This is a genomic window from Pedobacter sp. GW821-FHT01D05 (assembly GCF_059422505.1).
Map to the genome: position 1 here is coordinate 341,654 of NZ_JBWKXA010000003.1, position 21,897 is coordinate 363,550.

At 37.3% G+C, this 21,897-nt stretch carries 23 protein-coding genes; 6 read left to right on the forward strand and 17 right to left on the reverse strand.

What is annotated here, in order from left to right; translation table 11 throughout:
- Positions 1-18 precede the first annotated feature (18 nt).
- Together AC07VK_RS13670 and AC07VK_RS13675 are read left to right on the forward strand one after the other, a co-directional pair.
- Positions 19-1,083, forward strand: a complete 1,065-nt coding sequence (locus AC07VK_RS13670) for a PDDEXK nuclease domain-containing protein (RefSeq protein WP_492961091.1) — start codon at positions 19-21, stop codon at positions 1,081-1,083.
- 10 nt (positions 1,084-1,093) lie between these two features.
- Entirely contained in the window at positions 1,094-1,810 is a 717-nt protein-coding gene (locus tag AC07VK_RS13675; protein WP_492961093.1) for a 2-phosphosulfolactate phosphatase, read from the forward strand.
- Here the strand turns inward: AC07VK_RS13675 and AC07VK_RS13680 are convergent.
- From AC07VK_RS13680 to gldB, 4 genes are all read right to left on the reverse strand, one after another.
- Positions 1,807-2,724, reverse strand: coding sequence for a hypothetical protein (locus AC07VK_RS13680; protein ID WP_492961095.1), 918 nt, complete (start codon positions 2,722-2,724; stop codon positions 1,807-1,809). The two genes, AC07VK_RS13675 and AC07VK_RS13680, sit on opposite strands and share 4 nt — an antisense overlap.
- A gap of 73 nt (positions 2,725-2,797) precedes the next feature.
- Complete coding sequence (locus tag AC07VK_RS13685; protein WP_492961097.1) at positions 2,798-3,592, reverse strand: M12 family metallopeptidase; 795 nt, start codon at positions 3,590-3,592, stop codon at positions 2,798-2,800.
- Between the two features lie 318 nt (positions 3,593-3,910).
- Positions 3,911-4,681 (reverse strand): patatin-like phospholipase family protein, encoded by a 771-nt coding sequence (locus AC07VK_RS13690; RefSeq protein ID WP_057931344.1) that lies wholly within the window; start codon positions 4,679-4,681, stop codon positions 3,911-3,913.
- Between the two features lie 115 nt (positions 4,682-4,796).
- Positions 4,797-5,831, reverse strand: a complete 1,035-nt coding sequence (gene gldB, locus AC07VK_RS13695) for a gliding motility lipoprotein GldB (RefSeq protein ID WP_492961099.1) — start codon at positions 5,829-5,831, stop codon at positions 4,797-4,799.
- 30 nt (positions 5,832-5,861) lie between these two features.
- Here gldB and AC07VK_RS13700 point away from each other — a divergent pair, with 30 nt between their 5' ends.
- Both AC07VK_RS13700 and AC07VK_RS13705 read left to right on the forward strand, forming a co-directional pair.
- Positions 5,862-6,536: a porin family protein gene (locus AC07VK_RS13700; protein WP_492961101.1), complete on the forward strand. Its 675-nt coding sequence runs from the start codon at positions 5,862-5,864 to the stop codon at positions 6,534-6,536.
- Positions 6,537-6,599: 63 nt separating this feature from the next.
- Positions 6,600-8,240 carry an NAD+ synthase gene (locus AC07VK_RS13705; RefSeq protein ID WP_492961103.1) on the forward strand — a complete coding sequence of 547 codons (1,641 nt, stop codon included), beginning with the start codon at positions 6,600-6,602 and terminating at the stop codon, positions 8,238-8,240.
- 83 nt (positions 8,241-8,323) lie between these two features.
- Here the strand turns inward: AC07VK_RS13705 and AC07VK_RS13710 are convergent, their stop codons facing one another.
- The 8 genes from AC07VK_RS13710 to rsmI form a co-directional block, all read right to left on the reverse strand.
- Positions 8,324-9,007, reverse strand: a complete 684-nt coding sequence (locus tag AC07VK_RS13710) for a hypothetical protein (RefSeq protein ID WP_492961105.1) — start codon at positions 9,005-9,007, stop codon at positions 8,324-8,326.
- Positions 9,008-9,132: 125 nt separating this feature from the next.
- Positions 9,133-9,549 carry an OsmC family protein gene (locus AC07VK_RS13715; RefSeq protein ID WP_086548955.1) on the reverse strand — a complete coding sequence of 139 codons (417 nt, stop codon included), beginning with the start codon at positions 9,547-9,549 and terminating at the stop codon, positions 9,133-9,135.
- A gap of 185 nt (positions 9,550-9,734) precedes the next feature.
- A complete protein-coding gene (locus tag AC07VK_RS13720; protein WP_492952644.1) occupies positions 9,735-10,484 on the reverse strand; it encodes a M57 family metalloprotease in 750 nt (249 codons plus the stop codon).
- Positions 10,485-10,624: 140 nt separating this feature from the next.
- Positions 10,625-11,131, reverse strand: a complete 507-nt coding sequence (gene lspA, locus AC07VK_RS13725; RefSeq protein ID WP_492952645.1) for a signal peptidase II — start codon at positions 11,129-11,131, stop codon at positions 10,625-10,627.
- A gap of 7 nt (positions 11,132-11,138) precedes the next feature.
- Positions 11,139-11,600, reverse strand: a complete 462-nt coding sequence (locus AC07VK_RS13730) for a DinB family protein (protein ID WP_492952646.1) — start codon at positions 11,598-11,600, stop codon at positions 11,139-11,141.
- The gene (gene lnt / locus AC07VK_RS13735) at positions 11,593-13,221 is read right to left on the reverse strand and encodes an apolipoprotein N-acyltransferase (RefSeq protein WP_492961107.1); all 1,629 of its coding nucleotides are present in this window, start codon (positions 13,219-13,221) and stop codon (positions 11,593-11,595) included. Before lnt ends, AC07VK_RS13730 begins: the two co-directional genes overlap by 8 nt.
- Before the next feature lie 104 nt (positions 13,222-13,325).
- Positions 13,326-13,979 carry a PH domain-containing protein gene (locus tag AC07VK_RS13740; RefSeq protein WP_492952648.1) on the reverse strand — a complete coding sequence of 218 codons (654 nt, stop codon included), beginning with the start codon at positions 13,977-13,979 and terminating at the stop codon, positions 13,326-13,328.
- Positions 13,980-14,017: 38 nt separating this feature from the next.
- The gene (gene rsmI, locus AC07VK_RS13745; RefSeq protein ID WP_492961109.1) at positions 14,018-14,731 is read right to left on the reverse strand and encodes a 16S rRNA (cytidine(1402)-2'-O)-methyltransferase; all 714 of its coding nucleotides are present in this window, start codon (positions 14,729-14,731) and stop codon (positions 14,018-14,020) included.
- 138 nt (positions 14,732-14,869) lie between these two features.
- Here rsmI and serS point away from each other — a divergent pair, with 138 nt between their 5' ends.
- Positions 14,870-16,141, forward strand: a complete 1,272-nt coding sequence (gene serS / locus AC07VK_RS13750; protein WP_492961111.1) for a serine--tRNA ligase — start codon at positions 14,870-14,872, stop codon at positions 16,139-16,141.
- 199 nt (positions 16,142-16,340) lie between these two features.
- On the opposite strand, the gene AC07VK_RS13755 is transcribed toward serS, so the two are convergent.
- From AC07VK_RS13755 to fabV, 5 genes are all read right to left on the reverse strand, one after another.
- Positions 16,341-16,655, reverse strand: a complete 315-nt coding sequence (locus AC07VK_RS13755) for a seryl-tRNA synthetase (RefSeq protein ID WP_029277363.1) — start codon at positions 16,653-16,655, stop codon at positions 16,341-16,343.
- Positions 16,656-16,751: 96 nt separating this feature from the next.
- Positions 16,752-17,438, reverse strand: a complete 687-nt coding sequence (locus tag AC07VK_RS13760; protein ID WP_477607859.1) for an SIMPL domain-containing protein — start codon at positions 17,436-17,438, stop codon at positions 16,752-16,754.
- Between the two features lie 588 nt (positions 17,439-18,026).
- The gene (locus AC07VK_RS13765; protein WP_029277369.1) at positions 18,027-18,479 is read right to left on the reverse strand and encodes a cold-shock protein; all 453 of its coding nucleotides are present in this window, start codon (positions 18,477-18,479) and stop codon (positions 18,027-18,029) included.
- 441 nt (positions 18,480-18,920) lie between these two features.
- Entirely contained in the window at positions 18,921-19,460 is a 540-nt protein-coding gene (locus AC07VK_RS13770) for a GNAT family N-acetyltransferase (RefSeq protein ID WP_492952650.1), read from the reverse strand.
- Positions 19,461-19,578: 118 nt separating this feature from the next.
- A complete protein-coding gene (fabV, locus tag AC07VK_RS13775; RefSeq protein WP_492961113.1) occupies positions 19,579-20,772 on the reverse strand; it encodes an enoyl-ACP reductase FabV in 1,194 nt (397 codons plus the stop codon).
- A 388-nt stretch (positions 20,773-21,160) separates the two neighbouring features.
- On the opposite strand from fabV, the gene AC07VK_RS13780 reads away from it, so the two are divergent.
- Positions 21,161-21,868, forward strand: a complete 708-nt coding sequence (locus tag AC07VK_RS13780) for a DUF2490 domain-containing protein (RefSeq protein WP_492961115.1) — start codon at positions 21,161-21,163, stop codon at positions 21,866-21,868.
- Positions 21,869-21,897: the final 29 nt, after the last annotated feature.

A 21,897-nucleotide genomic window follows, 5' to 3' on the forward strand; every position in this document is an offset into this window, starting at 1 on the left:
GCAATATTTTTTGAAGTGATGGAACTGGAAGAAAATAAATATAGCGAGCTGCTTTACCACATTGGGTCAACTTTACAAACGGCGAAGCAGAATGCGATAAAAGCAATTAATGTTGAACTGATTATTGCCAATTGGAAAATTGGAAGATATATTGTTGATTTTGAACAACGCGGCAAACAGAGAGCCGAGTACGGTAAGGAATTGCTGGTAACGCTTTCTGCAGATTTGAAGTTAAAATTTGGCAAAGGATTTAGCCGGTCAAGTTTGCAGCTTATGCGTTTGTTTTATATAAACTATCCCAAATTTCAATCCTTAGCAGACGAAGATTTAATTCGCCAGACAGTGTCTGGCGAATTCTCAAAAAGCCAAACACTGTCTGGCATTTTTCTTAGCTGGAGCCATTATGCAGAACTCTTAACCATCTCTGATCAACTCGCCAGAAGCTTTTATGAAGCACAGGCTATAAAAGAAAATTGGAGTTTTAGAGAAATGAAACGCCAAATTGATTCAGCCTTATTTCAAAGACTAGCACTAAGCAAAGATAAAGAAGGTGTATTAACTTTAGCCGAGAAAGGTCAAATAATCAATAGCTCTGATGATCTAATCAGAGATCCTTATGTTTTTGAGTTTTTAAACATCCCTTCAGGCAGTATCATTAAAGAATCAGGACTAGAGAAAAGACTTATTGATAATCTTCAGAAATTTCTACTGGAGCTTGGTAAGGGTTTTTCATTTGTCGCGAGGCAGTTTAAAATAACTGTCGATAATGAACACATGTTTGTCGATATCGTATTTTATCACAGAATACTCAGGTGTTTTGTATTGATTGATTTAAAAACAAAAAAGGTAAAACATCAGGATATTGGCCAAATGAATTTTTACCTAAACTATTTCAAAGAGGAAGAAAATGCCGAAGGCGATAATGATCCGATAGGAATTATCATTGCTGCAGATAAAAATGAATTTTTGGTTAAATATGCAACCGGTGGGCTATCCAACAAAATCTTTGTATCTAAATATCAACTTTATTTACCGGATCAAAAACTCTTAGAAGAAAAGGTAAAAGAAATTATAAATGAATAAAATATCGAGTATGTCAAAAAAAATAGAAGTTTGCTTAACTCCGGCCTTGATCGACTTATACGATATCGAGCAGAGTATTGTGGTCGTGATCGACATTTTAAGAGCTACTTCATCTATTACCTATGGGATAGATAATGGTGCTGAAGCGATTATTCCCGTAGCTCAGGTAGAAGATTGTTTAAACTATCGCGATAGCGGATTTTTATTGGCAGCAGAACGAAATGGAGAGGTAGTTGCAGGCTATGATTTCGGTAACTCGCCATTCTCTTATACCCATGAAAAAGTAAACGGAAAAACGGTCGTTTTAACTACTACCAACGGAACCAAGGCCTTACATTTGGCACAGAAAAGAGCCTATCAGGTTGTAATTGGATCTTTCCTGAATTTAGATGCGCTTTGCAGCTATTTGAAAAACCAGGATAAAAATGTGCTTTTGCTCTGCGCGGGTTGGAAGGATCAGTTCAATTTAGAAGATACCCTTTTTGCTGGTGCTGTGGTAAATAATCTCCGTCAGAATTTCCAACATTTTGATGACTCTAGTGTGGCTGCAGAAGATTTGTATACCTTAGCAAAAGCAGATCTGAGGAAATATCTTCACAAATCATCACATAGCCATCGTTTGGCTCAGTTGAATATAGAAGAAGATGTTGTTTTCTGTTTGCAGCTAAATCTTTGCAAAACCATTCCGGTATTAGAAGGGGAGCGCTTGGTGGCTTTAAAAAATTAAAAGCTAAAATTTAATCCCAGCAATACTGCATTTTTTCTAAAGCTGGCGCCATTAAATTGAGTTTCCTCTGTTGATCGACTATTAAAATAGGCTTTATCTACACCAGAGTAAGTGTTGATGTTATTGATTTTATAGTCAACTTCTACCCGTAAACTTTTGTTCAGTGGTACAGCCAGATTGATATCGCCACTTAACGAAAAGGAATTTGCCTTATGCGTAAAGCTTACGGGTTTTGCAAAATCAGGTATTAAATTCCAGTTCGCTTTCGCCGAATAAGTATAAAAACCGCCTAAAACTGTAGCGGCTAGACTGAATTTCTGCATTTTAAAAACAAGTTCTGCCCCAAAATCGAATCCTTTATATCTTGCTACATACGTAGAGTTTAAGCCTTTGCTGTCAGGGTTATTTGCACTTTCTAACAGATGGAATTTTTGTTGATTATACGAAAGTCCAGCAATTGGATTGATGTTAAAATTACCAAATTTTACCAGTTGGTAACTGAGCTGTAAATTGGCATCGTATAAATAACCCTTATCTGCGTTGAGCAGATCGAAATAAAAGGCACTTTGCCGGTTATCTTCTGCATAGTCGGTATCCTCTGCCTCGCCCTGGGTTATGCTGCTGTATTGGTTAGCGGCTTTAATGCTAAGCCGCTCAGTAATATTGTATTTAATATCTAAGCCAAAACTAGGCCCTTTAAGATTTTTCCAGATTAGTTCTGATAATACATTCGGACTGGTTCCCGCCGCATTACCTGCAATAGACCAATCAAATCTTGATTGTTGAATGCCTGCATAAGGCTTTATCTCCCATTTATGGAGACTATCTTGTGCAGGTGCAATTTGGCAGAATAAAAGGAAGGTTAAGCAGGCTAAAAATGGTTTGACAAAGGAAATCCGCAAAGCGATCAGCATATCTGTTTTTATTTTATCACATCAAAATACACATAGTGGTCATTTAAAACCACTATGTGTAATAATTTATTTTCTAAAATGGATATACCGAAGCGATAAATGATTTATCAGTAGGTGATAATACGGTATTCCATCCCACCTCGAAATCACCGATGGTTAATTCATTTGGAACCGAATAGTGCATGATCGAATATTTATCATAAGCGCTATAATTGGTCTGTGTGGTACTGTATTTTGCAAATAAGTTATTGTCTACATCAGCCTGGGTCCAGTAATTTGGCGCTGCAGCATAATAGGCGTAAACAGCAGGTTTATCCCAAGGAATAGCCACTAATGGATGTTGGTGCTCATGGATTAATCCTAATGCATGACCGAATTCGTGGATGACCACGCGGCTATATTCAGAATCTGCTGTAGTTGCAGTTAACCAACCATAGTTCATAGTCGCACCGGTGCTAGGCGTTGATTTTCCAATGTACGACCAAGATCCATCCCCACTTACAAAACTTACCCTGATTTTAGCGGTATTATCGTTTGTTACAAAATTGAATTTGATGTTGGCATATTGTTCCCAAGCCTTTGCATATTGAATTACTTTAGCTCTAATGGCTGCTGTGCTTCCATTTAAACTTACCTTAATTGTAGTTCCCGGAGTCCATTTAGTTGACTTTAGAACGGCACCTCTTGGGGTAGTTCCATCTAATGATCTTTCTGTACAGATCTGGATATTGCCAAGCGGATTAACAGCTGATATTTCTGGTTTTTCTAAATCTGCCGTTTCAGTTGGTCTTTCTTTTTTACATGCGAATAATACTGTGGTTAGCGCCAGGGCCGTTAATAGGGTTTTATTTAATTTTAAGAATTTCATGTTTAGGTTTTTTTTTAGGTAAAAATTAATGATCTGTATTTGACTTGGAAGTCAAGTTAGAAGATCGTAAAAACAGGAATTCTTCTTCTTTGAAAAAGAATAATCAGGTTGAAAAACATAGATAGACATTTAGGTTAATTGCCTCTGCATTTGCAAAGTATAATCCTAAAGTAAAATAATATTATCTCAACACCAAGAGAATTGTAATATTTTTATTGCATAAGTGTATTTTTTACACTCATTTATTTGTTTAATATAAACTATTTTGTTGTAGTTTAAATATTACATATGGCAAGAATACACAAGTGAAGCCACTTGTTATTTTGTAATTAATTCAGAAATGGTTGGGCTGTTTTTAATCGTAATCAAGGCTTCTTCGTGTGCCAGCCAATAAATGTCTTCTGCACGTTTCATATCGAATGTACTAATGGCTCCTAAACCCTTTGGTTCGATTAATACGTTACAGAATTTTGCTTTTCTTTCCATATCGTGGTTGATAGACATTATACCGGCACGACCCATTAAATTTGTAATACCGGTAATTTTATCAACTGGCTTAAGGTGGTTGCAGGACGAGCCTATAATAAAATCGCAGTCATCCATTAAAGGTTCAACCGGAAAATTATTTAAAATGCCGCCATCCACATACATCTGGCCATCAATCATAATGGGTTTAAAAATACCAGGTATGCAGCTAGAGGCATGGATAGCCCTAATAAGCGGTCCTTTTGTAAAATAAACCAATCGGCCTTCGCTAAAATTTACAGCAGCAATGGTTAAAGGTATTTTTAGCTTCTCAATTGAATCTTCCGGAAAATATTCCTTTAAAATCAGAGAAGTGTTTTCGATATTGATTAAACCCAGAGAACCCACTGCAGGGCGTACGAAGCGCCAGAGTTTCGTTTTAAGAAAAATGTTTAAGCCTTCTTCTGGATCTATGCCAGCGGCAAAAAAGGCCCCAGCTATTGCTCCTGCACTTGTTCCGCTAATGTGACTAAAGGTTATGCCCAAATTGCTAAAGGCCTTTAAAACCCCTAAATGTGCTATTCCCCTAATGCCTCCACCTGATAATACAATGCCAACTTTCATAGGTTTAATTTGGATGATTACTTTATAAAGTTCAACTGATCGATTTTATTGCTTAATTGTTGTATTGTTTTACCTGCGGACTTAAACTGATAACTAAAAACTGCAAACTGATAAACTATCTCTGTTGTTTCGGTTTGTACTTCGATTGATTTAAAATTTTCTGTGCATCGTTATCTGCCATTAATTGTTGTAAAGTAACATCAGGGTGTTCTTTCATATATTTTCTTACAATTTGCCAACCCATCCATACACCCAATTTTGGTGCTGAATCTCTATTTTCACCTAAACCTGGTGTAAAAGGTCCTTCAGATAAAAATACCTGGATTTTTTGATAATCGGTTTCATACAGGTAATTGTTCTCCAAAAAATATGCCCAAATATCTCCTTCGAAATTTTGTGCCCAGCCTAATTGTTGTTGAGTATATCCGATTTTGGTAGAATCGCTTAAGCTTTCAGGTAAAACCTGATCTAAGAAATATAAAATCTTTCCCTGGAAGATCATTTTAGACAACAGGGTCCTGTTGTCATCAGGCTCTGCAAAAAGTTCTTCGTGGGCGTATGTTTCGGCCACACGGGGCACAATATATTCAGGTGTAAATCTTCTCGATAGGTATAAGGGCACACTTTGTACAATAGCCTTATAAAATTTGCTGTCTTTGCCCAAAAACATATCCAAACCAATACCCAAATAGTTATCGCCTACTGGCATTTGGTATGCAAAACCTGAAGCAAAAGAAATAAATTTAGGAATCTTCGCTTTCGGATAATAGTATTTAATGTATTTAAAAGTTTCGGTCAATGCTTCTTCCTGTACTTTTAGGTTTGGAAAAACACTATCAACCTCTTTGCTTAAATCGGTATAAGCCTGGTCGCGGTACAAATTGGCCAACGATTCGGTGTTTGAGTATTTACTGTCCAGAATCCGGTGGATAAAATCGTCATAAAACACACCATATTTCAAACCAAGCTGTTTATCTATATCAATAACATTTTTGTTTTTTCCGGCAAATAGCTCGTTATCAAATCTTTCGATTTTAATGTTTACCTGTATATTACTTACATCTGGCTTGTTGCTTTGCCTACAGGAAATAAATGTGATGGCAAAAAGAAAAATTAGATAAATTTGCCAGTGTTTTACGTTATACATCATGTACAACAAATATATATAAACACCTATAGCATGAAAAGAATATCGACCATTTTAATTTTGTCTCTTTTAAGTATTGGCGCGTGGGCGCAAAATTCTCCTTTAACCACTTACGGTTTTAGGTTAGGTTTAACTGCTACTCCAACTTTTGGTTGGATTAAGCCTGAACAGGGAAAAACAGACGGAATAGCTTTGGGCTTTTCTTATGGATTAATTGGTGATTTTAATTTTGCCCCGAATTATAGTTTTTCTACGGCGCTAACCATCACTTCGATAAATGGTAAAAGTACAGAGGCGAATGTTCTGCCTTATTATAGTGCCAGTAGTGGCACTGCCCCGAAAGCTTACGATTTAAAATATAAACTACAATATGTAGACTTGCCTTTAACCATTAAACTAAAAACAGTTAAGGCTGATGGAAAACGTTGGTATGGTCAGTTTGGATTGTCTAATTCGATCAACATCAGCGCTAAACAAGATGCTGTAACAGGTGGGACTGTTGTTGGCGATAATCTAAACGTATCCGACAACATTAAACTTTACCGTGCCGGATTAATCATCGGTGGTGGCGGCGAATTTGATATTTCGGGCAATACCAGTATCGTAGCTGGTTTAACTTTTAACAACGGTTTTACTAATATTGTAACAGATAAAGCCAGGGATGTTAGAAATCATTATTTGGCACTTAATTTCGGTGTATTCTTTTAATCTGGATATTTGTCTTGATACTTGATACTCACTACTAGATACTCACTACTTGATACATTAAACATGAAAATAGCGCTGGCACAACTCAATTACCATATCGGGAACTTTGAGGCAAACACGAAAAAAATAACCGAAAATATTCAATTGGCGAAAGATAAAGGCGCTGATTTAGTTGTTTTTGCCGAGCTTGCTATCTGTGGCTATCCACCAAGAGATTTTTTGGAGTTTGATGAGTTTATTGTATTGTGTGAAACTGCTGCTCAGGAAATCGCCAAACATTGTACAGATATTGCCTGTATTGTGGGGCTACCTATTAAAAACGAAGTACTACAGGGAAAAGATCTGTTTAATGCAGCCTATTTTATCGAAGAAGGGAAAGTTAAAGCCGTGGTTAAAAAGGCACTTTTACCTACCTACGATGTATTTGATGAGTATCGTTATTTCGAACCTGCCACACAATTTAACTGTATCGATTTTAAAGGTAAAAAGATTGCTTTAACCATTTGTGAAGACCTTTGGAACATCAATGATAATCCATTGTATGTATCAAACCCCATGGATGAGTTGATTAAGGAGCAGCCAGATGTGATGATTAATATTGCGGCGTCGCCTTTCTCTTACACCCATGATGATGAACGTATTAAAGTATTGGGCGATAATGCAAAAAAGTACAACCTGCCAGTATTTTATGTAAACCAGGTTGGTGCACAGACTGAGATTATTTTTGATGGCGGTTCTTTGGTTTTCGATGCTGATGGAGCCGTGAAAGCAGAGATGAAATATTTTGAAGAGGATCTTCAGGTTTTCGACCTGGAAGAGGTTGAAAATGTGCGTAATAAATATCCCCAATCGGAAAGATTGACCGATATTGAGCAGATTCACGATGCGTTGATTTTAGGCATAAAAGATTATTTTAAAAAATCTGGCTTCAGCAAAGCCGTTTTGGGCTTATCTGGCGGGATCGATTCTGCTGTGGTTTGTGCCTTGGCTTGTCGCGCGTTAGGCCCAGAGCATGTTATGGCGGTTTTAATGCCTTCTAAATTCTCTTCCGACCACTCTGTTCAAGATGCTTTAGATTTGGTTAACAATATTGGCTGTATGCACGAAATTGTGCCAATTAAAGAAGTTGCAGAAGCTTTTGATCATATACTGGCGCCGGCTTTTAAAGGGCTACCGTTCAATCTTGCTGAAGAAAATGTGCAGGCCCGTATCCGTGGCATTATTAATATGGCCATGAGCAATAAGTTTGGTTATATTTTATTGAATACTTCGAACAAAAGCGAGTGTGCTGTTGGTTATGGCACTTTATACGGAGATATGTGTGGTGCTATTGGCGTAATAGGCGATGTATACAAAATGCAGGTTTTTGAGCTGGCAAGGTACATTAATAAAGAAAGGGAAATTATTCCGATCAATACCATTGTCAAACCACCATCTGCAGAGTTGAGGCCCGATCAAAAAGATTCTGATTCATTGCCTGAATACGAAATTCTCGATAAAATATTATATCAGCACATCGAAAAGAAACAGGGTTCTAAAGCCATTATTGCGCAAGGTTTTGATGAGGCATTGGTGCTGCGGATTCTGAAAATGGTAAACATTGCAGAATTTAAACGCTATCAAACACCACCTATTTTAAGGGTATCGCCAAAAGCATTTGGTATGGGCAGAAGAATGCCTATTGTTGGAAAATACATGGCTTAGCTTGTTGGAAGTTGAAAGGTTGTAATGTTGGAAAAATTAAATTGTTTTTAACTGTGAATCGAAAACTGTTAACCGAAAACTATTTAATTGGCCTTTAGTCTGGCTAGTGCTAGCTTCTTTATGTCAGCTTCAGAATCGAAATTAGCAATATGGGTTAAGTTTGCCTGATTATCCAATTTGCCAACGGCAAGTTTTCTTACTTCTTTGTCCTGGTCAAAACAGGCAATGTGAAATAAATTTGCCTGATTATTTAAGTTACCAACTGCAAGTTTCCTTACTGCTACATTAGTATCAAAACAGGCAATGTGAAATAAGTTAGCCTGATTGTTCAGTTTACCAACTGCAAGTTTTCTCACATCTGCATTAGTATCAAAACTGGCAATGTGAAATAAGCTTGCCTGATTATTTAGGTTTGCAACTGCAAGCTTTTTCACTGCGACATCGGTATCAAAACTGGCAATATGAAATAAGTATTCTTGATTATTTAGTTTGCTAACGGCAAGCTTCCTTACTGCTGTGTCTGTATCGAAACTAACAATATGAAATAGATTTGCTTCGTTATTTAACCTGCTAACAGCGAGTTTTCTTACCGCCACATCAGTGTCAAAACTGGCAATATGAAATAAATCGTCTTCAGAGGATGTATTGTTGATATTGGGGCCTTCAGTAACAGCAACTGTGCTAAATGTTTTTTCCTTTTTACTGCTAAAAGAGACGCAACTGCTTAAGAATAAAACAGTGCTTAAGAATAGGAGAGATTTTTTCATGTTAACTTAGCTTGTAAAGCTAAGTTATACAATTAATTTTATATTGTAATAAACAACGAATAAGTAGTCATGCCGAAGTACGAAGGCCCTGTTTTAGGGGCGAGATACTTCAGCATGATAATAGGCTATGCTAAGGTTGCATCAACAGTAATCGTTGTGTTTAATAATTTAGAGATTGGGCAGTTTTTCTCTGCATCTGCTACCAATTCATCAAACTTTTCTTGTGTTAAATTAGGCACAGAAGCGGTTAGGGTTAAGTGTGATTCTACAATTTCACCTTTAGATGGATCCAGGTTGATTTCGCATTTAGTTTCCAATTTATCCGCTGTAAATCCTGCTTCAGTTAAGTTAGCAGATAATTTCATGGTAAAACAGCCTGCATGCGCAGCAGCGATTAATTCCTCTGGATTTGTGCCAACACCTTCTGCAAAGCGAGAATTAAAAGAATATTGAGTATTATTTAAAGTGGTACTTTGTGTAGTGATGTTACCATTACCTTCTTTAATAGAACCTTGCCATACGGCTGTTGCATTTCTTTTCATGATTGGATTTTATTTTTAGATTGTTTAACAGCTAAAGATAAAAATATGTTTGTTTAATGGTGGTAATTCTTTGTTAAGAAATCCTTGTTAAAATCATTTCTAAATCTTATTTCAAAAAAGAAGCTGCTTCAAAGAAACAGCTTCCATTGCATTACGATCTTTTTAGGTTATTTATCTGATTTTAATTATAAAGGGTACAATACTGCAGTAGCCTGCTTGTCTTTTGCTGACAAAACTGTAGCACCACTTCCACATTGTCCGCCGTTCATTAATGATAATGCGTCGGTTCCTCCAACTCCAGGGACATTAATGGTTGTAGATTGGTTGGTGTGCTTAAATGAAATGGTATGTCCAAATTCATGTGTTATGGTTCTTTGTCGCTGTGCAAAAGAATTGTTCTGGATCAGGTTCTGGTTAATCCAAACTGTATTGCCTGCTTTGCCATTAGACGTTGATAAATAGGCCTGCCCACAGGTAGAACTTCCTATTGTATTATCTACTTTAATTAGAATGTCATAAATAGTGCCTGTTGTAATCACAAATTTGATTTTAGAATTAGGCACTGTATTCCATTGGTTAATTGCAGAATTGATTTCACTGATCATCCCGTTTATAGAAGGGTCAACTTTAACGCGAATATTAGTGCTATTGGTTACAATATTTCCGTTGTAATACTGTTCGGTTATCGGTTTCCCATTATCAGCAGGAACTTCCATGGTTTTGCTAAATACGATATCGCCGTCTACAACGTAATTATTGCCACTTTCTACAATCTGTGCATCTGTAAATCCAAGATTTTTGATGTAAGCAAGAACTTTTTGGTTTTGAACGGTTTCGTTTTCCGGTTCAGTCGTGATCTCATTTTTCTTCGAGCACGAGATCACTACTACTGAGAGCAATGCAATCAGCACAGTTTTTGTTAATAGGTTTTTCATAGTTTAGGTTTTTGGTTTAGATCGTAATATGCTGCAATTGAGTATTACATGAATAAATATAATACAAAAAATACAAAAGTGTATTTTTAATACATGTTTTTTTGTATTTTTAATTAGCGGTCATCAACCTGGCTTTTTGCCTAATCTATTTGTTGTTTTAGCCTATTACTTCTAATCGACTGGAAAAGCAATATACCTACACCAATCATGATCGAAATATCAGCAAAATTGAAAACACCCGTTTGGAAGATATAAAAATCCATATGCATAAAATCGGTAACCGATCCGTGTACAATCCGATCGTATAGGTTGCCAATCCCGCCGCCTATCAGAAAACACAAAGCAATTTGCATGCTCATTGGTAAATTGCGTTTGGCAAAGAGGAAATATAACCCGTAACCCAAGAACAGTAAGGGTAAGCCTGTTAAAATAATAAGCCTAAAAATATAGGGCATGTTATCGCCAAGGCTTAAAAATGCCCCGCTGTTTTCTACTTTGGTTAAGGTAAAACGGTCTTTGATAACGCTGATATGTTCGTAATCGCTAATCTCGGTACGCACAATTTTTTTGGAAATCTGATCGCATCCAAAGTTTAAAGTTAATAACAAGAGCAATACCGACCAGCGGAGGTTTTTTATTTTTTGCATAATTTTTTTATCTGATAATATCGGCATCAATCGGTATATAGCCTAAATGCCTGCTTAAAGACATGATTTGCCCTTTGTGATGAAACTCGTGGGTAATAACATGGGTAAACAACTTTAATGGATTTATTTTTAAAATCTCTCCATTCCTGTCTAATTCAACTTCCTGCAGCTCATTTCCTTTAAATTTTTCGATAAATAAGCCAATATACTCATCTACCTGATTAAAATAGGTTTGGCAGTGATGTAGGGTCTGATAGTTTTCGAAAGGTAAAAACTCTTGTTCAATGCCTAAGGCTTTTTCACCGATCCACGCGCAATAGGTTTGACAAATATGAACCAACAAGTTTCTGATAGAGCCTCTGCCGAATGAACTGTTGTTAGTTAAGAAATCGTGCTCGGAAATACTCCCTATATAAGCTAAAAGGGTATTTCTTGATGATAAAATGAAATCGTATTGTTGTTTAAACATGGCTTGGTTTCTTGATCCATTTTCTAAACGGAATAATCAAGGCTAAGATAATCGCTAAAACACTCAATATTTTTGCAATAATATCGCCGCTTTTTACATAAAAGGTAATCTCGTCGTTCAGGTTAATGTTGGCCTTTATTGCAGTTCTCGTCCACCATTTGGTGCTTTGCGTTACGTCGCCACGTTGATTGATGAAGCAAGAAATGCCTGTATTTGCAGAGCGGGCCACATCGCGGTGGGTTTCAATTGCCCTAAGTTTGGCGTACATCATGTGCTGGTCTTTACCCGAAGTATTTCCCCACCAGCCATCATTAGTGATAATAGCAATAAATTGTGCTCCATCTTTAACCGATTGTGCAACCCATTCGCCCCATAGGCTTTCATAACAAATAACAGGGGCAGCGCCAATTCCACTTTGCGCATAAAGTACACCAGGTTTTTCCTGCCAGCCCCATCCACCAACAGCTCCGCCCAGTTGTGCGAAAACCCCATCTAAAAATGAAAACACTTTAGGGAAAGGCATTTTTTCTACCCCTGGTACCAGTTTGGATTTATGGTAAAACTGCACATTTGCTGAGTTTTCAACCTGCATGGCCGTGTTAAAATTATCCCAATACTGGTTGCTTTGCGGATCGTACTTTGCCGAAAGTGTTTTTTTGGTCTGGTAGATTTTTATGCTTTCAATTCCGGTAATCAGTGTTCCGTTTTTGTATTTGCTTAAAAAACTTTGGAGGGTATAAAAATCAGGGTTAGATCTGATGCGATCTTCGTCGGCACGACTCGGTATTGCTGTTTCTGGCCAGATAAAATATTCGGTATTGCTTTGCCCAACCGAATCGGAAAGGTGTGTTAAAATTTTGAGCTGTTCAGAAACTGGTATGCTTTCCAGTTTTTGGTAGGGATCGATATTCGGTTGAACCACCACCACATTGCTTGGTGTGCCTTTCTGTTCGGCAGTAAAGTATTTGGTTAATGAAATGCCGATGGGAATAATCACTACCAAAGTCCAGATTCCAGCGGTTCTAAATCTTAAATAACCCGTTTGTGATTTAAATTTCTTGTAGGCTTCAAAAGCTAGGATATTGCTCACTAAAATCCACAATGAACCTCCGTAAACGCCAGTATAATCATACCATTGCGCCAGCTGATGCATCCCTGCTAAACCATTACCTAAAGTCATCCAAGGGAAGGCTAAATCCCAGGTTTGCTGCAAATATTCTAAAGCGATATAAAAGGCAATTAAGCCCAGGTACGCGATCTTTTTATTTACGTATTTGCCCAATCGATAGTATAACCAAAAAGCAAAAGTCATTAAAAGCGCACCTAATCCATAAGGAATTAAAGAAACTGGGAGGGCTACTGCTGTACCATTATAAGCACTTATAGCATTGTACACCCAATAAATTGATGCCGTATTCCATACTAAAAAAGTTAAGCCTGCGGTCAAGAAAATTCTTTTTCCCTGTTTTTTTTCAGCATTACCTGAAATAGAATTGAGCGCAATGAACAAAGGCACCAGGCCAATTAACAATAAGGGTGTGGTAAAAGGCATTGGTGGCCAGGCTAGCCAAAGTAAAAATGCACTTAAGAGGGCGAGGAGGTAAGTTTGTTTCTTGTTCATTTTAAGTGCTGGCGCAATATTGTCATCCTGAGCCTGTCGAAGGGGTAATTAATTATAATCTGGCGTTTCGACAAGCTCAACGTGACAACTTGAGGGGATTAGTTTTACAAACTATCTAAAATATTTGCTTTTTTAGCTTCGTATTCTTCCTGAGTAATCAGGTGTTTATCGTACAAAGTTTTAAGCTTGCGTAATTTTAATGTGGTTTCGTCTTCTGGCTCTTCAACTACTTCAGCAATCTGAATAACGGGTTGAACGGGTTCTGGAGTTGGTTCGTAAGCAGGAATTTCGGCAATGGGCTGAGCATTTAAATTGATTGGAGAAGCCGTTGCACGGTTTTCTTCCAGTTTTTGCTGACGGAGCATTTCCTTATACTCATCCAATTGCTGGTTTGCAGCCTGGTGCAATTTACGTGCCTGTACTTTCGGAATAAATTCGGTTACGATATTTTCGCCATGTTGTGGTACACAGATAAATTTAGAACCAAAAAATTCTTCCTTAAACGAAACCTCTTTAATGCTTTTCCACGAAATATCTTTGAAATTCATGGTTAAACCTAAATTACCTGGCTCGCAATAAAAAATACGCTTGTTCGAAATTGCAATACTATCTGGCAACAAGTTTACCGCTGGTTTTTTCTGTACAGCTAAGTATAAAAGTTCTTCACCTGTGGTTAAAAGGTCGTTTAATTTTCCAATAACTTTTTCAACCGCTTTTGGGTCTTGCTCGTCACTCAGAAATCTATCTATGCTAATCATAATGTTTTTAAAATTGGTATGTTGTTTATTTTCTGATGCTAATCTTCAGCATCTTCATATTTGTTTTTGCTTTTAATGTTGGGTTTCCCCGCTATGCAAATTACAAATTCTCCTTTTAAAGTATTGTTTTCAAAATGTGATTTTATTTCTACTAAAGTTCCGCGTACGGTTTCTTCGAACATTTTGGTCAACTCTCTACTTACCGATGCCTGCCTGTCGGCGCCCAGATATTGTGCAAACTCCTCTAAAGTTTTTAATAAACGGTGCGGACTTTCATAAAGTATAATGGTGCGGTCTTCTTCGGCCAATTTTTTGAACTTGGTTTGTCTCCCTTTTTTTACCGGTAAAAACCCTTCGAAACAAAAGGCATCGGCAGGTAAGCCCGAGTTAACCAGGGCAGGTACAAAAGCTGTTGCTCCTGGTAAACACTCTACGGCAATATCATTTTTAATGGCTTCGCGTACCAGGAAAAAACCCGGATCGGAAATGGCAGGTGTTCCGGCGTCAGATATCAGCGCTATTTTCTGACCTTCATTTAGAAGCTTAATAATCTCTGAAGTGGCCTTATGTTCGTTGTGCTGGTGGTGCGAGAAAACTCTTTTATCGATGCCAAAATGTTTGAGCATCGGAGCGCTGGTACGGGTATCTTCAGCGAGGATTAAATCGCATTCTTTTAATATACGGATCGCCCTAAAGGTCATATCCTCCAAATTGCCTATTGGCGTTGGTACGAGAAATAGTTTGCCATCCATATTTTTCTGTGTCCATCACTGCGAGAGCTGGCTCCGATTTCTCAGAGAGGAACGATGAAGCAATCTTTTTGTTGGGAGATTGCCGCACTGCGTTCGCAATGACGACTTAATTATTATCTTTGCTTAAAAAATTAAATAATGCTGCAAGTTAACTATATCCGCGAAAATAGAGAGAAAGTTTTAGAACGTTTGAGTATCCGTAATTTTAAACAGCCAGAACTGGTAGATGAAATCATTAAAATTGATGAGGACCGCCGTTCTACACAAACTTCCCTGGATAATATTTCTGCTGAGGCGAATGCAGCTGCCAAACAAATTGGCGATTTAATGCGTACTGGTAAAAAAGAAGAAGCCGAAGCGATTAAGGCCCAAACGGCTTCTCATAAAGAAAATATCAAAAATTTGAGCGACAAATTGAATGAGTTGGAAGCCGCTCAACATAATTTAATTGTTCAATTGCCTAATTTGCCATACCATTTGGTAAAACCAGGATCTACAGCAGAAGAAAATGAAGTTGTTTTAACGCATGGAGCGCCTGCTAAATTACCAAATAAGGCTTTGCCGCACTGGGAATTGGCTGCGAAATATGATATTATCGATTTCGAATTGGGTGTAAAAATTACTGGCGCTGGTTTTCCGGTTTATAAAGGAAAAGGAGCAAAGTTACAACGTGCCTTGATTAATTTCTTTTTAGATCATGCTACTGAAGCAGGTTATAAAGAAATGCAGGTACCTCATTTGGTTAATGCGGCCTCGGGTTTTGGCACCGGACAGTTACCGGATAAAGAAGGACAGATGTATCATTCAACTGTTGATGATTTATATTTAATTCCAACAGCCGAAGTTCCGGTAACCAATTTATACCGTGATGTAATTGTTAAGGAAGAAGATCTTCCAATTAAAAATACCGCTTATACGCCCTGTTTCCGTAGAGAAGCGGGCTCATATGGTGCACATGTACGTGGTTTAAACCGCTTACACCAGTTTGATAAGGTTGAAGTGGTGCAGATTACGCATCCTGATAAATCTTACGAAACCTTAGAAGACATGAGCCAATATGTTCAGTCTTTATTAAAGGAGTTGGGCTTACATTACCGCGTGTTACGTTTATGCGGTGGCGATATGGGCTTTACTTCTGCCATGACTTACGATATGGAGGTTTGGAGTGCCGCGCAAGAGCGCTGGTTAGAAGTTTCTTCTGTATCAAATTTCGAAACTTATCAGAGTAACCGTTTAAAATTACGCTTTAAAGGAAAAGAAGGGAAGGCACAACTGGCGCACTCATTAAATGGAAGCGCATTGGCATTACCGCGTATTGTAGCATCTATTTTAGAAAACTACCAGACCGAAAACGGAATTAAAATTCCGGAGGCTTTAGTGAAATATACTGGTTTTGATATTATTGATTAGTCTTAGATAAATCGTCATTGCGAGGTACGAAGCAATCTTAATGCGCTAGAACAATGATGAAGCATCAAATTAAGAATTTTATAAAGGGTGAGATTGCTTCGTCGTTCCTTCTCGCAATGACGATATTTCTCATAAAAAAAAGCTTTGCATTGCTGCAAAGCTTTTTGTTTTTATATAGATAGATGTGATGCGGTATTGATTATAAAATCAGGATCAACAATAAAATGATGATAATGATTGCACCAACTGAAAGATAAACACCACCAGAAACTGCGCGGGCCTGACCTTTTAATTCTCTTAACTCGCTACGTAAAGCTTTACGTTCTGCTCTTGTTAAGTTCGATTTGTCCATGTCTCTGATCTCTTCAACACGGGTTTTAATTCTTTCCAATTTCACTGCTTGTTCGGCAGTTAATTCTGTTGGGTTTTTCGCAGGTTTATCAGCTGCCTGAGCTGAATTAAAACTAATGCCTAAAGAGAAAACCAAGGCTAACGTGTAGATGAATTTTTTCATAATATCTAATTTTTTAGTGTTCAACCACTACCTAACAAAAAACCTACCAAAAAGTTCTGGTAGGTTTTAAAATTATTGATTTAACGGTTAAAAATCTTATTTGATCTCGAAAATGGCATTTACTGTAAAATTCAGCTTAATTTTCTTGAAATCAATTTCAGGAGCGCCAGCGGCATCGGCCATTTCAGCTTTCATCGCATAATTTCTGTAAACAGGTTGTATTACATTGTCTCCACCGTCTTGTATCTCAATTACACCACCTAATTTATCACCCAAGGCCTCAACCATATAAGCTGCTTTCTCTTTCGCTGCTAATAAAGCTTTAATTTTAAGCTCTTTTTTTAAGGTTTCAATTTTAGAATAATCGTAGCTTTCAATATTCGTATTGGCAATTCCTTTGGCATCTATCGACTCCAATATTGCATTAAATTTATTTAGATCGCTAACTTTCAAGCGATATTGTTTACTGGCTAAGAAATCGGGGTTTTTCTTTTTTTCTGTAGCATAGTTCCAGCTGCTTAAATTGCTGATGGTTAAATTTTCTTTTGCAATGCCTGCTTTTTGTACCGCTGCAAATAATTGTTTCTCTAACTCGGTAATGTCTACTTTTTTCTTTCCGTTTAAGTATTCTTTAAGTGAAATACCGATATAAATAATATCTGGTGTTACTTCTGTTTCTGCAGTTCCGCTAACATTAATTTTTCTGCGTAAATCTACTTGTTGAGCCATCGCTGATGATAATCCTAAAAATGCAACCAGTGCAAGTGCTATTAACTTTTTCATAATGTATTTTCTTTGTGTGTACTGTAATGATGTAAGCCGTGCACAAATTCCACACCGAGATTATCATTTTTTTATTTTTTTTGAAAATGAACATCAGTAGTTGATGGCAAAACCTGTCCCGCTATACACTTTAGCCCCGAAGAAAAACAGGGGGCTGCCGTTGTTATCGGGTTTATTAACAATGGATTATGTTGCTATCAAAAAAGATCTGTCAAACGTTAGCAATTGCTACAGGAATAAGGTTTAACCTGAAAAATATTGTTCTTTTTATCGTACAAATATTCATTCCGATATTTCATCAGTTCATAAAAGCTATTGTTCTAGCTACCTAAACCCGACAGAGCGGATAGCCCGGAATGGAAGCGCAGCGGAATGAGGACTAATAGTGATGGCGGGACCGGATTGGGCCATGCACACTGGAACCTGATTTTCTAAAATAAATAGAAAGAGAGTAAAATTATGCGCAAGGTTTTATGCTTAAATAGACGGAATTATATATGGTTATAAAACCTAGCGCAGCAGAGTTTTCTGCAGAATTTTAATCATATTTTGCAATTAGGAATTGCAAAAAGAATTGAATTGTGGTTGTTAAACCTTTGATACTTTAACAGCAGTTGGTCCTTTTTGACCCATTTCTACTTCGAACGTAACTTTATCACCTTCTTTAATCTGGGTGATTAAACCGTTTGCGTGAACAAAAATACTGTCTTGTGTTTCAGTGTTTTTAATAAAACCGTAACCTTTACTGTCGTTAAAGAAAGTAACTGTTCCTTTTTTAACAGGATTTTCATCGATGATGTCCTCTTGTCTTGAAATACCGATCTGAATATCTTCTGTATTAATTACTTTCTTTTTCTTCGGATCTGGTGGAGTAGAAGAGATGTTTCCGTTTTCATCAACATAAGCCATCATATCTTCAAGCGCTAAACCTTTTTTTGCATTAGCCTGACGTTCTTCTTTTTTCTCTTGTTTGTCTTTTTGTTTTTTTAATCGTTTTTTTTCGTTCTCTTTTTTACTGTATGTTGCCTGAGATTTAGCCATATTTTATTTAATTGTTTTGTTTTGAAAGGTGAGTGGAATGGAGAATTATACAAAGATAACAATACTAAAGCATAAACACGATTTTATTCGGTTATGCTCTTGTCATTTGGATGCGAACCACAGGTGATTATAAATGTGTTTGCCACGGAAGCACAGATTTACACGGAATTAATTTTTTTTCTAATTTAAGTGTCTTTGTTGCCACTAGTTTTTTCTTTACCACAGATGAAGTGGATGAACACACTGATAAGGAGGGCATAGTATCTGTGTTGATCTGTGAAAATCTGTGGTTAAAACTTAATAAATTAGCTGCTTATTGCATTACAAATGCAAATCTCGGCCATCCTCGTTACAAACGAGGACGATTGAATGTTTATACCTTTTCCGTGGTTTCAGTGTTTCCGTGGCAGACTCTTTCTGTAAAAATCAATGGTTAAAACTTTAAGATGCTTTATTAACCCACTTTTCTTTATCCACCTGATAAACAAAATTCCATTTTAAGGGCTCACCGTAATAGGCTACCTCTAATTCAGCGATTTTAAGGGCGCCTAACTTTGCTGCCGCTTTTTGTGAACGGAAATTAGTAGCACCGATATGTAAAACTACTTTATCTACAAATTGAAAAGCATAATCAAACATTAAAGTTTTTAAGGCCTTATTATGCCCCTTGCCCCAAAACTCGCGGGCAATAAAAGTGTAACCAACAGCAACTGAATGGTCTGTTTCATCCAATTCGTAGTATCTGGAACTGCCCACAATTTTGTTGCTTTCTTTTTCATAAACGATAAAAGCACCCTTCGATTCTATTGCCCCTTTAAAGAAATTTTCGAAAACCGCTCTTTTATAACGGTCTTTGTTGGGGTGCTGCTCCCAAATCAAAGGATCGGAAGCTACTGCAAAAAGGGCTTCAAAATTTTCTTCTTTTAAGGGAACTACGGTAATTAAATCGTTGGCTAATGTAGGCTGTAAATCGAAATTCATATGGCTTGAATGTACAAACGGCTGGCTATAGGGCCAGCCGTTTTATTGTAATAGTATTATTTAGGCAAGATAATAGATTTCTCCATTGCGTTGCACTTCAATCGAAATGACGCTCTTACTAACCTACTAAACCTTCAATTTCTACTACTTCCTGGGCATCTTTTTGATAATCAACTTTATCAATTTCGAAACCAAATAAGCTTAAGAAATCAGATCTGTAACCAGGTAAATCACCTATTGCAGGTAAAGTTTCGGTTGTTGCCTCTTTCCAAAGTTCTGCAACTTTAGCCTGGATATCTTCACGCATTTCCCAATCGTCGATTCTGATTCTGCCTTTCTCATCAACAGGAACAGGGCTGCCAGTATATAAGCGATCAGCATATAAACGTTGGATCTGCTCAATTGTACCTTCGTGTACCCCCTCAGCTTTCATTACTTTATACAACAATGAAATATATAACGGAATTACCGGAATTGCAGAACTTGCCTGTGTTACCAATGCTTTGTTAACCGATACATAAGCTTTGCCATCAATATCTTTTAATTTATCGCTGATTTTAAAAGCAGTTGCTTCTAAATCATCTTTAGCTCTGCCAATGGTTCCTTTACGGTATACGGGCTCGGTTAAAGCTGGGCCGATGTACGAATAAGCTACTGTTGTGGCACCTTCGGCAAGTAGGTTTTCTGCTTTTAAGGCATCAATCCACATGGCCCAATCTTCGCCACCCATTACAGCAACGGTATTGGCAATATCTTCTTCGGTAGCGGGCTCGATAGAAATTTCGGTCACATTACCGGTGTGGAAATCGACGGTTTTATTGGTATAAGTTCCACCGATAGGTTTTAAGGTAGATCGGTGAAGTACTTCTGTATCAGGATGTTTCCTAACTGGCGATGCCAGGCTATAAATGACTAAATCAACCTGGCCAAGATCAGCTTTGATCAATTCAATTGTTTTTTCTTTAATTTCTTTAGAGAATGCATCGCCATTAATGCTTTTTGCATATAAACCAGCAGCATGGGCTTCTTTTTCAAAAGCGGCACTATTGTACCAGCCTGGTGATGCAGTTTTGCCTTCAGAAGGTGCTTTTTCGAAAAATACGCCAATTGTAGAAGCGTCAGACCCATAAGCAGCAGCAATACGCGAAGCCAAACCGAAACCGGTTGATGCACCAATTACCAATACTTTTTTAGGACCATCTATAGCTCCTTTAGATTTTACATATTCAATTTGATTCTTTACGTTTTGTGCGCAACCATCAGGGTGTGCGGTTAAACAGATAAAGCCCCTCATTCTAGGTTCGATAATCATTTTTGTTCTATTTTACGTTTTGTAATGTTAAAATGAGCGCAATTTTTAAGGGTATTGAAAATACCGTAATGCCCAAATCTTTAACGAAGATAAATTTTTAATCGCTTAACGTTAAATGAATTTTAAATAATGAAGGTATTTAACCGCAAAGGGCACAAAGCTTTTCGCAAAGAAACGCAAAGGCAGTTATGTTTTTTACCACAGCGGACATGGGTTTACATAGAGAAACATGGGCGCGCAGTTGTTGGTAATTGTACAATGAACTTCAAACGCTGGACTTAAACTTCAGACCTCCGATCCCTGACTTTCTAACTAATTAACAACTCTTTTTTCACTTTACTGTTTTTCTTTTAATTTAGCGGCACACAGATAAAACCGGTTTCCTCTTATGAAAAAAATATTATTGTCTGCTGTGATGCTGCTCATCATGGTGTCTGGAAAGCTTTATGCGCAAACGCAACATCAAAATTCGGGTTGGTTTATGTTTTTAAATAACACCAAATTTAATGATAAATGGGGGCTTCAGTTCGATGTTCAACTACGTTCGGCAGATGATTGGGGTTATCTGAGAAATACTTTGGTGCGTCCGGCTTTACAATATTTTATTAACAATAAACATAATGTAGCCTTAGGGTATTTATGGCAAACTACACATACAGAATCGGCAGGGAGCCCTGATCTTACGTTGCATGAGCACCGCATATTTGAGCAATACATTTATAGCCATAAAATAAAATCTGTTTTTGCCAGTCACAGGCTGAGGTTGGAACAACGTTTTATTGGCCGAACAGGTGAAGATGTGTTTTCGCAGCGCTTCCGTTATTTCGTAAGGTTGATTCAACCTTTGCAAAAAACTCAGCCAACATTTACAAAAGGACCATTTTTGGCTTTGCAGAATGAGGTGTTTTTAAATCTTCAGAATAAGGATAAAATTAACAATAGTGTTTTCGATCAGAACAGGTTATATCTCGCTGCAGGTTACCGTTTTTCGAAACAGTTTGATCTGGAAGCTGGGTATATGAACCAGGCTACCCATGGCGTTTCGAACAATACGGTAAATAATATTATTCAACTGGCTGTTTACACAAGGTTTTAATGTTTTAAAGTCATTTTTTGTACAACAAC

Bases quoted from the DNA above. Each gene is read 5' to 3' on its own strand.
- AC07VK_RS13670 (WP_492961091.1), top strand. From the start codon at position 19: ATGGAACTGGAAGAAAATAAATATAGCGAGCTGCTTTACCACATTGGG.
- AC07VK_RS13675 (WP_492961093.1), top strand. From the start codon at position 1,094: ATGTCAAAAAAAATAGAAGTTTGCTTAACTCCGGCCTTGATCGACTTA.
- AC07VK_RS13680 (WP_492961095.1), bottom strand. From the start codon at position 2,724: ATGCTGATCGCTTTGCGGATTTCCTTTGTCAAACCATTTTTAGCCTGC.
- AC07VK_RS13685 (WP_492961097.1), bottom strand. From the start codon at position 3,592: ATGAAATTCTTAAAATTAAATAAAACCCTATTAACGGCCCTGGCGCTA.
- AC07VK_RS13690 (WP_057931344.1), bottom strand. From the start codon at position 4,681: ATGAAAGTTGGCATTGTATTATCAGGTGGAGGCATTAGGGGAATAGCA.
- gldB (WP_492961099.1), bottom strand. From the start codon at position 5,831: ATGATGTATAACGTAAAACACTGGCAAATTTATCTAATTTTTCTTTTT.
- AC07VK_RS13700 (WP_492961101.1), top strand. From the start codon at position 5,862: ATGAAAAGAATATCGACCATTTTAATTTTGTCTCTTTTAAGTATTGGC.
- AC07VK_RS13705 (WP_492961103.1), top strand. From the start codon at position 6,600: ATGAAAATAGCGCTGGCACAACTCAATTACCATATCGGGAACTTTGAG.
- AC07VK_RS13710 (WP_492961105.1), bottom strand. From the start codon at position 9,007: ATGAAAAAATCTCTCCTATTCTTAAGCACTGTTTTATTCTTAAGCAGT.
- AC07VK_RS13715 (WP_086548955.1), bottom strand. From the start codon at position 9,549: ATGAAAAGAAATGCAACAGCCGTATGGCAAGGTTCTATTAAAGAAGGT.
- AC07VK_RS13720 (WP_492952644.1), bottom strand. From the start codon at position 10,484: ATGAAAAACCTATTAACAAAAACTGTGCTGATTGCATTGCTCTCAGTA.
- lspA (WP_492952645.1), bottom strand. From the start codon at position 11,131: ATGCAAAAAATAAAAAACCTCCGCTGGTCGGTATTGCTCTTGTTATTA.
- AC07VK_RS13730 (WP_492952646.1), bottom strand. From the start codon at position 11,600: ATGTTTAAACAACAATACGATTTCATTTTATCATCAAGAAATACCCTT.
- lnt (WP_492961107.1), bottom strand. From the start codon at position 13,221: ATGAACAAGAAACAAACTTACCTCCTCGCCCTCTTAAGTGCATTTTTA.
- AC07VK_RS13740 (WP_492952648.1), bottom strand. From the start codon at position 13,979: ATGATTAGCATAGATAGATTTCTGAGTGACGAGCAAGACCCAAAAGCG.
- rsmI (WP_492961109.1), bottom strand. From the start codon at position 14,731: ATGGATGGCAAACTATTTCTCGTACCAACGCCAATAGGCAATTTGGAG.
- serS (WP_492961111.1), top strand. From the start codon at position 14,870: ATGCTGCAAGTTAACTATATCCGCGAAAATAGAGAGAAAGTTTTAGAA.
- AC07VK_RS13755 (WP_029277363.1), bottom strand. From the start codon at position 16,655: ATGAAAAAATTCATCTACACGTTAGCCTTGGTTTTCTCTTTAGGCATT.
- AC07VK_RS13760 (WP_477607859.1), bottom strand. From the start codon at position 17,438: ATGAAAAAGTTAATAGCACTTGCACTGGTTGCATTTTTAGGATTATCA.
- AC07VK_RS13765 (WP_029277369.1), bottom strand. From the start codon at position 18,479: ATGGCTAAATCTCAGGCAACATACAGTAAAAAAGAGAACGAAAAAAAA.
- AC07VK_RS13770 (WP_492952650.1), bottom strand. From the start codon at position 19,460: ATGAATTTCGATTTACAGCCTACATTAGCCAACGATTTAATTACCGTA.
- fabV (WP_492961113.1), bottom strand. From the start codon at position 20,772: ATGATTATCGAACCTAGAATGAGGGGCTTTATCTGTTTAACCGCACAC.
- AC07VK_RS13780 (WP_492961115.1), top strand. From the start codon at position 21,161: ATGAAAAAAATATTATTGTCTGCTGTGATGCTGCTCATCATGGTGTCT.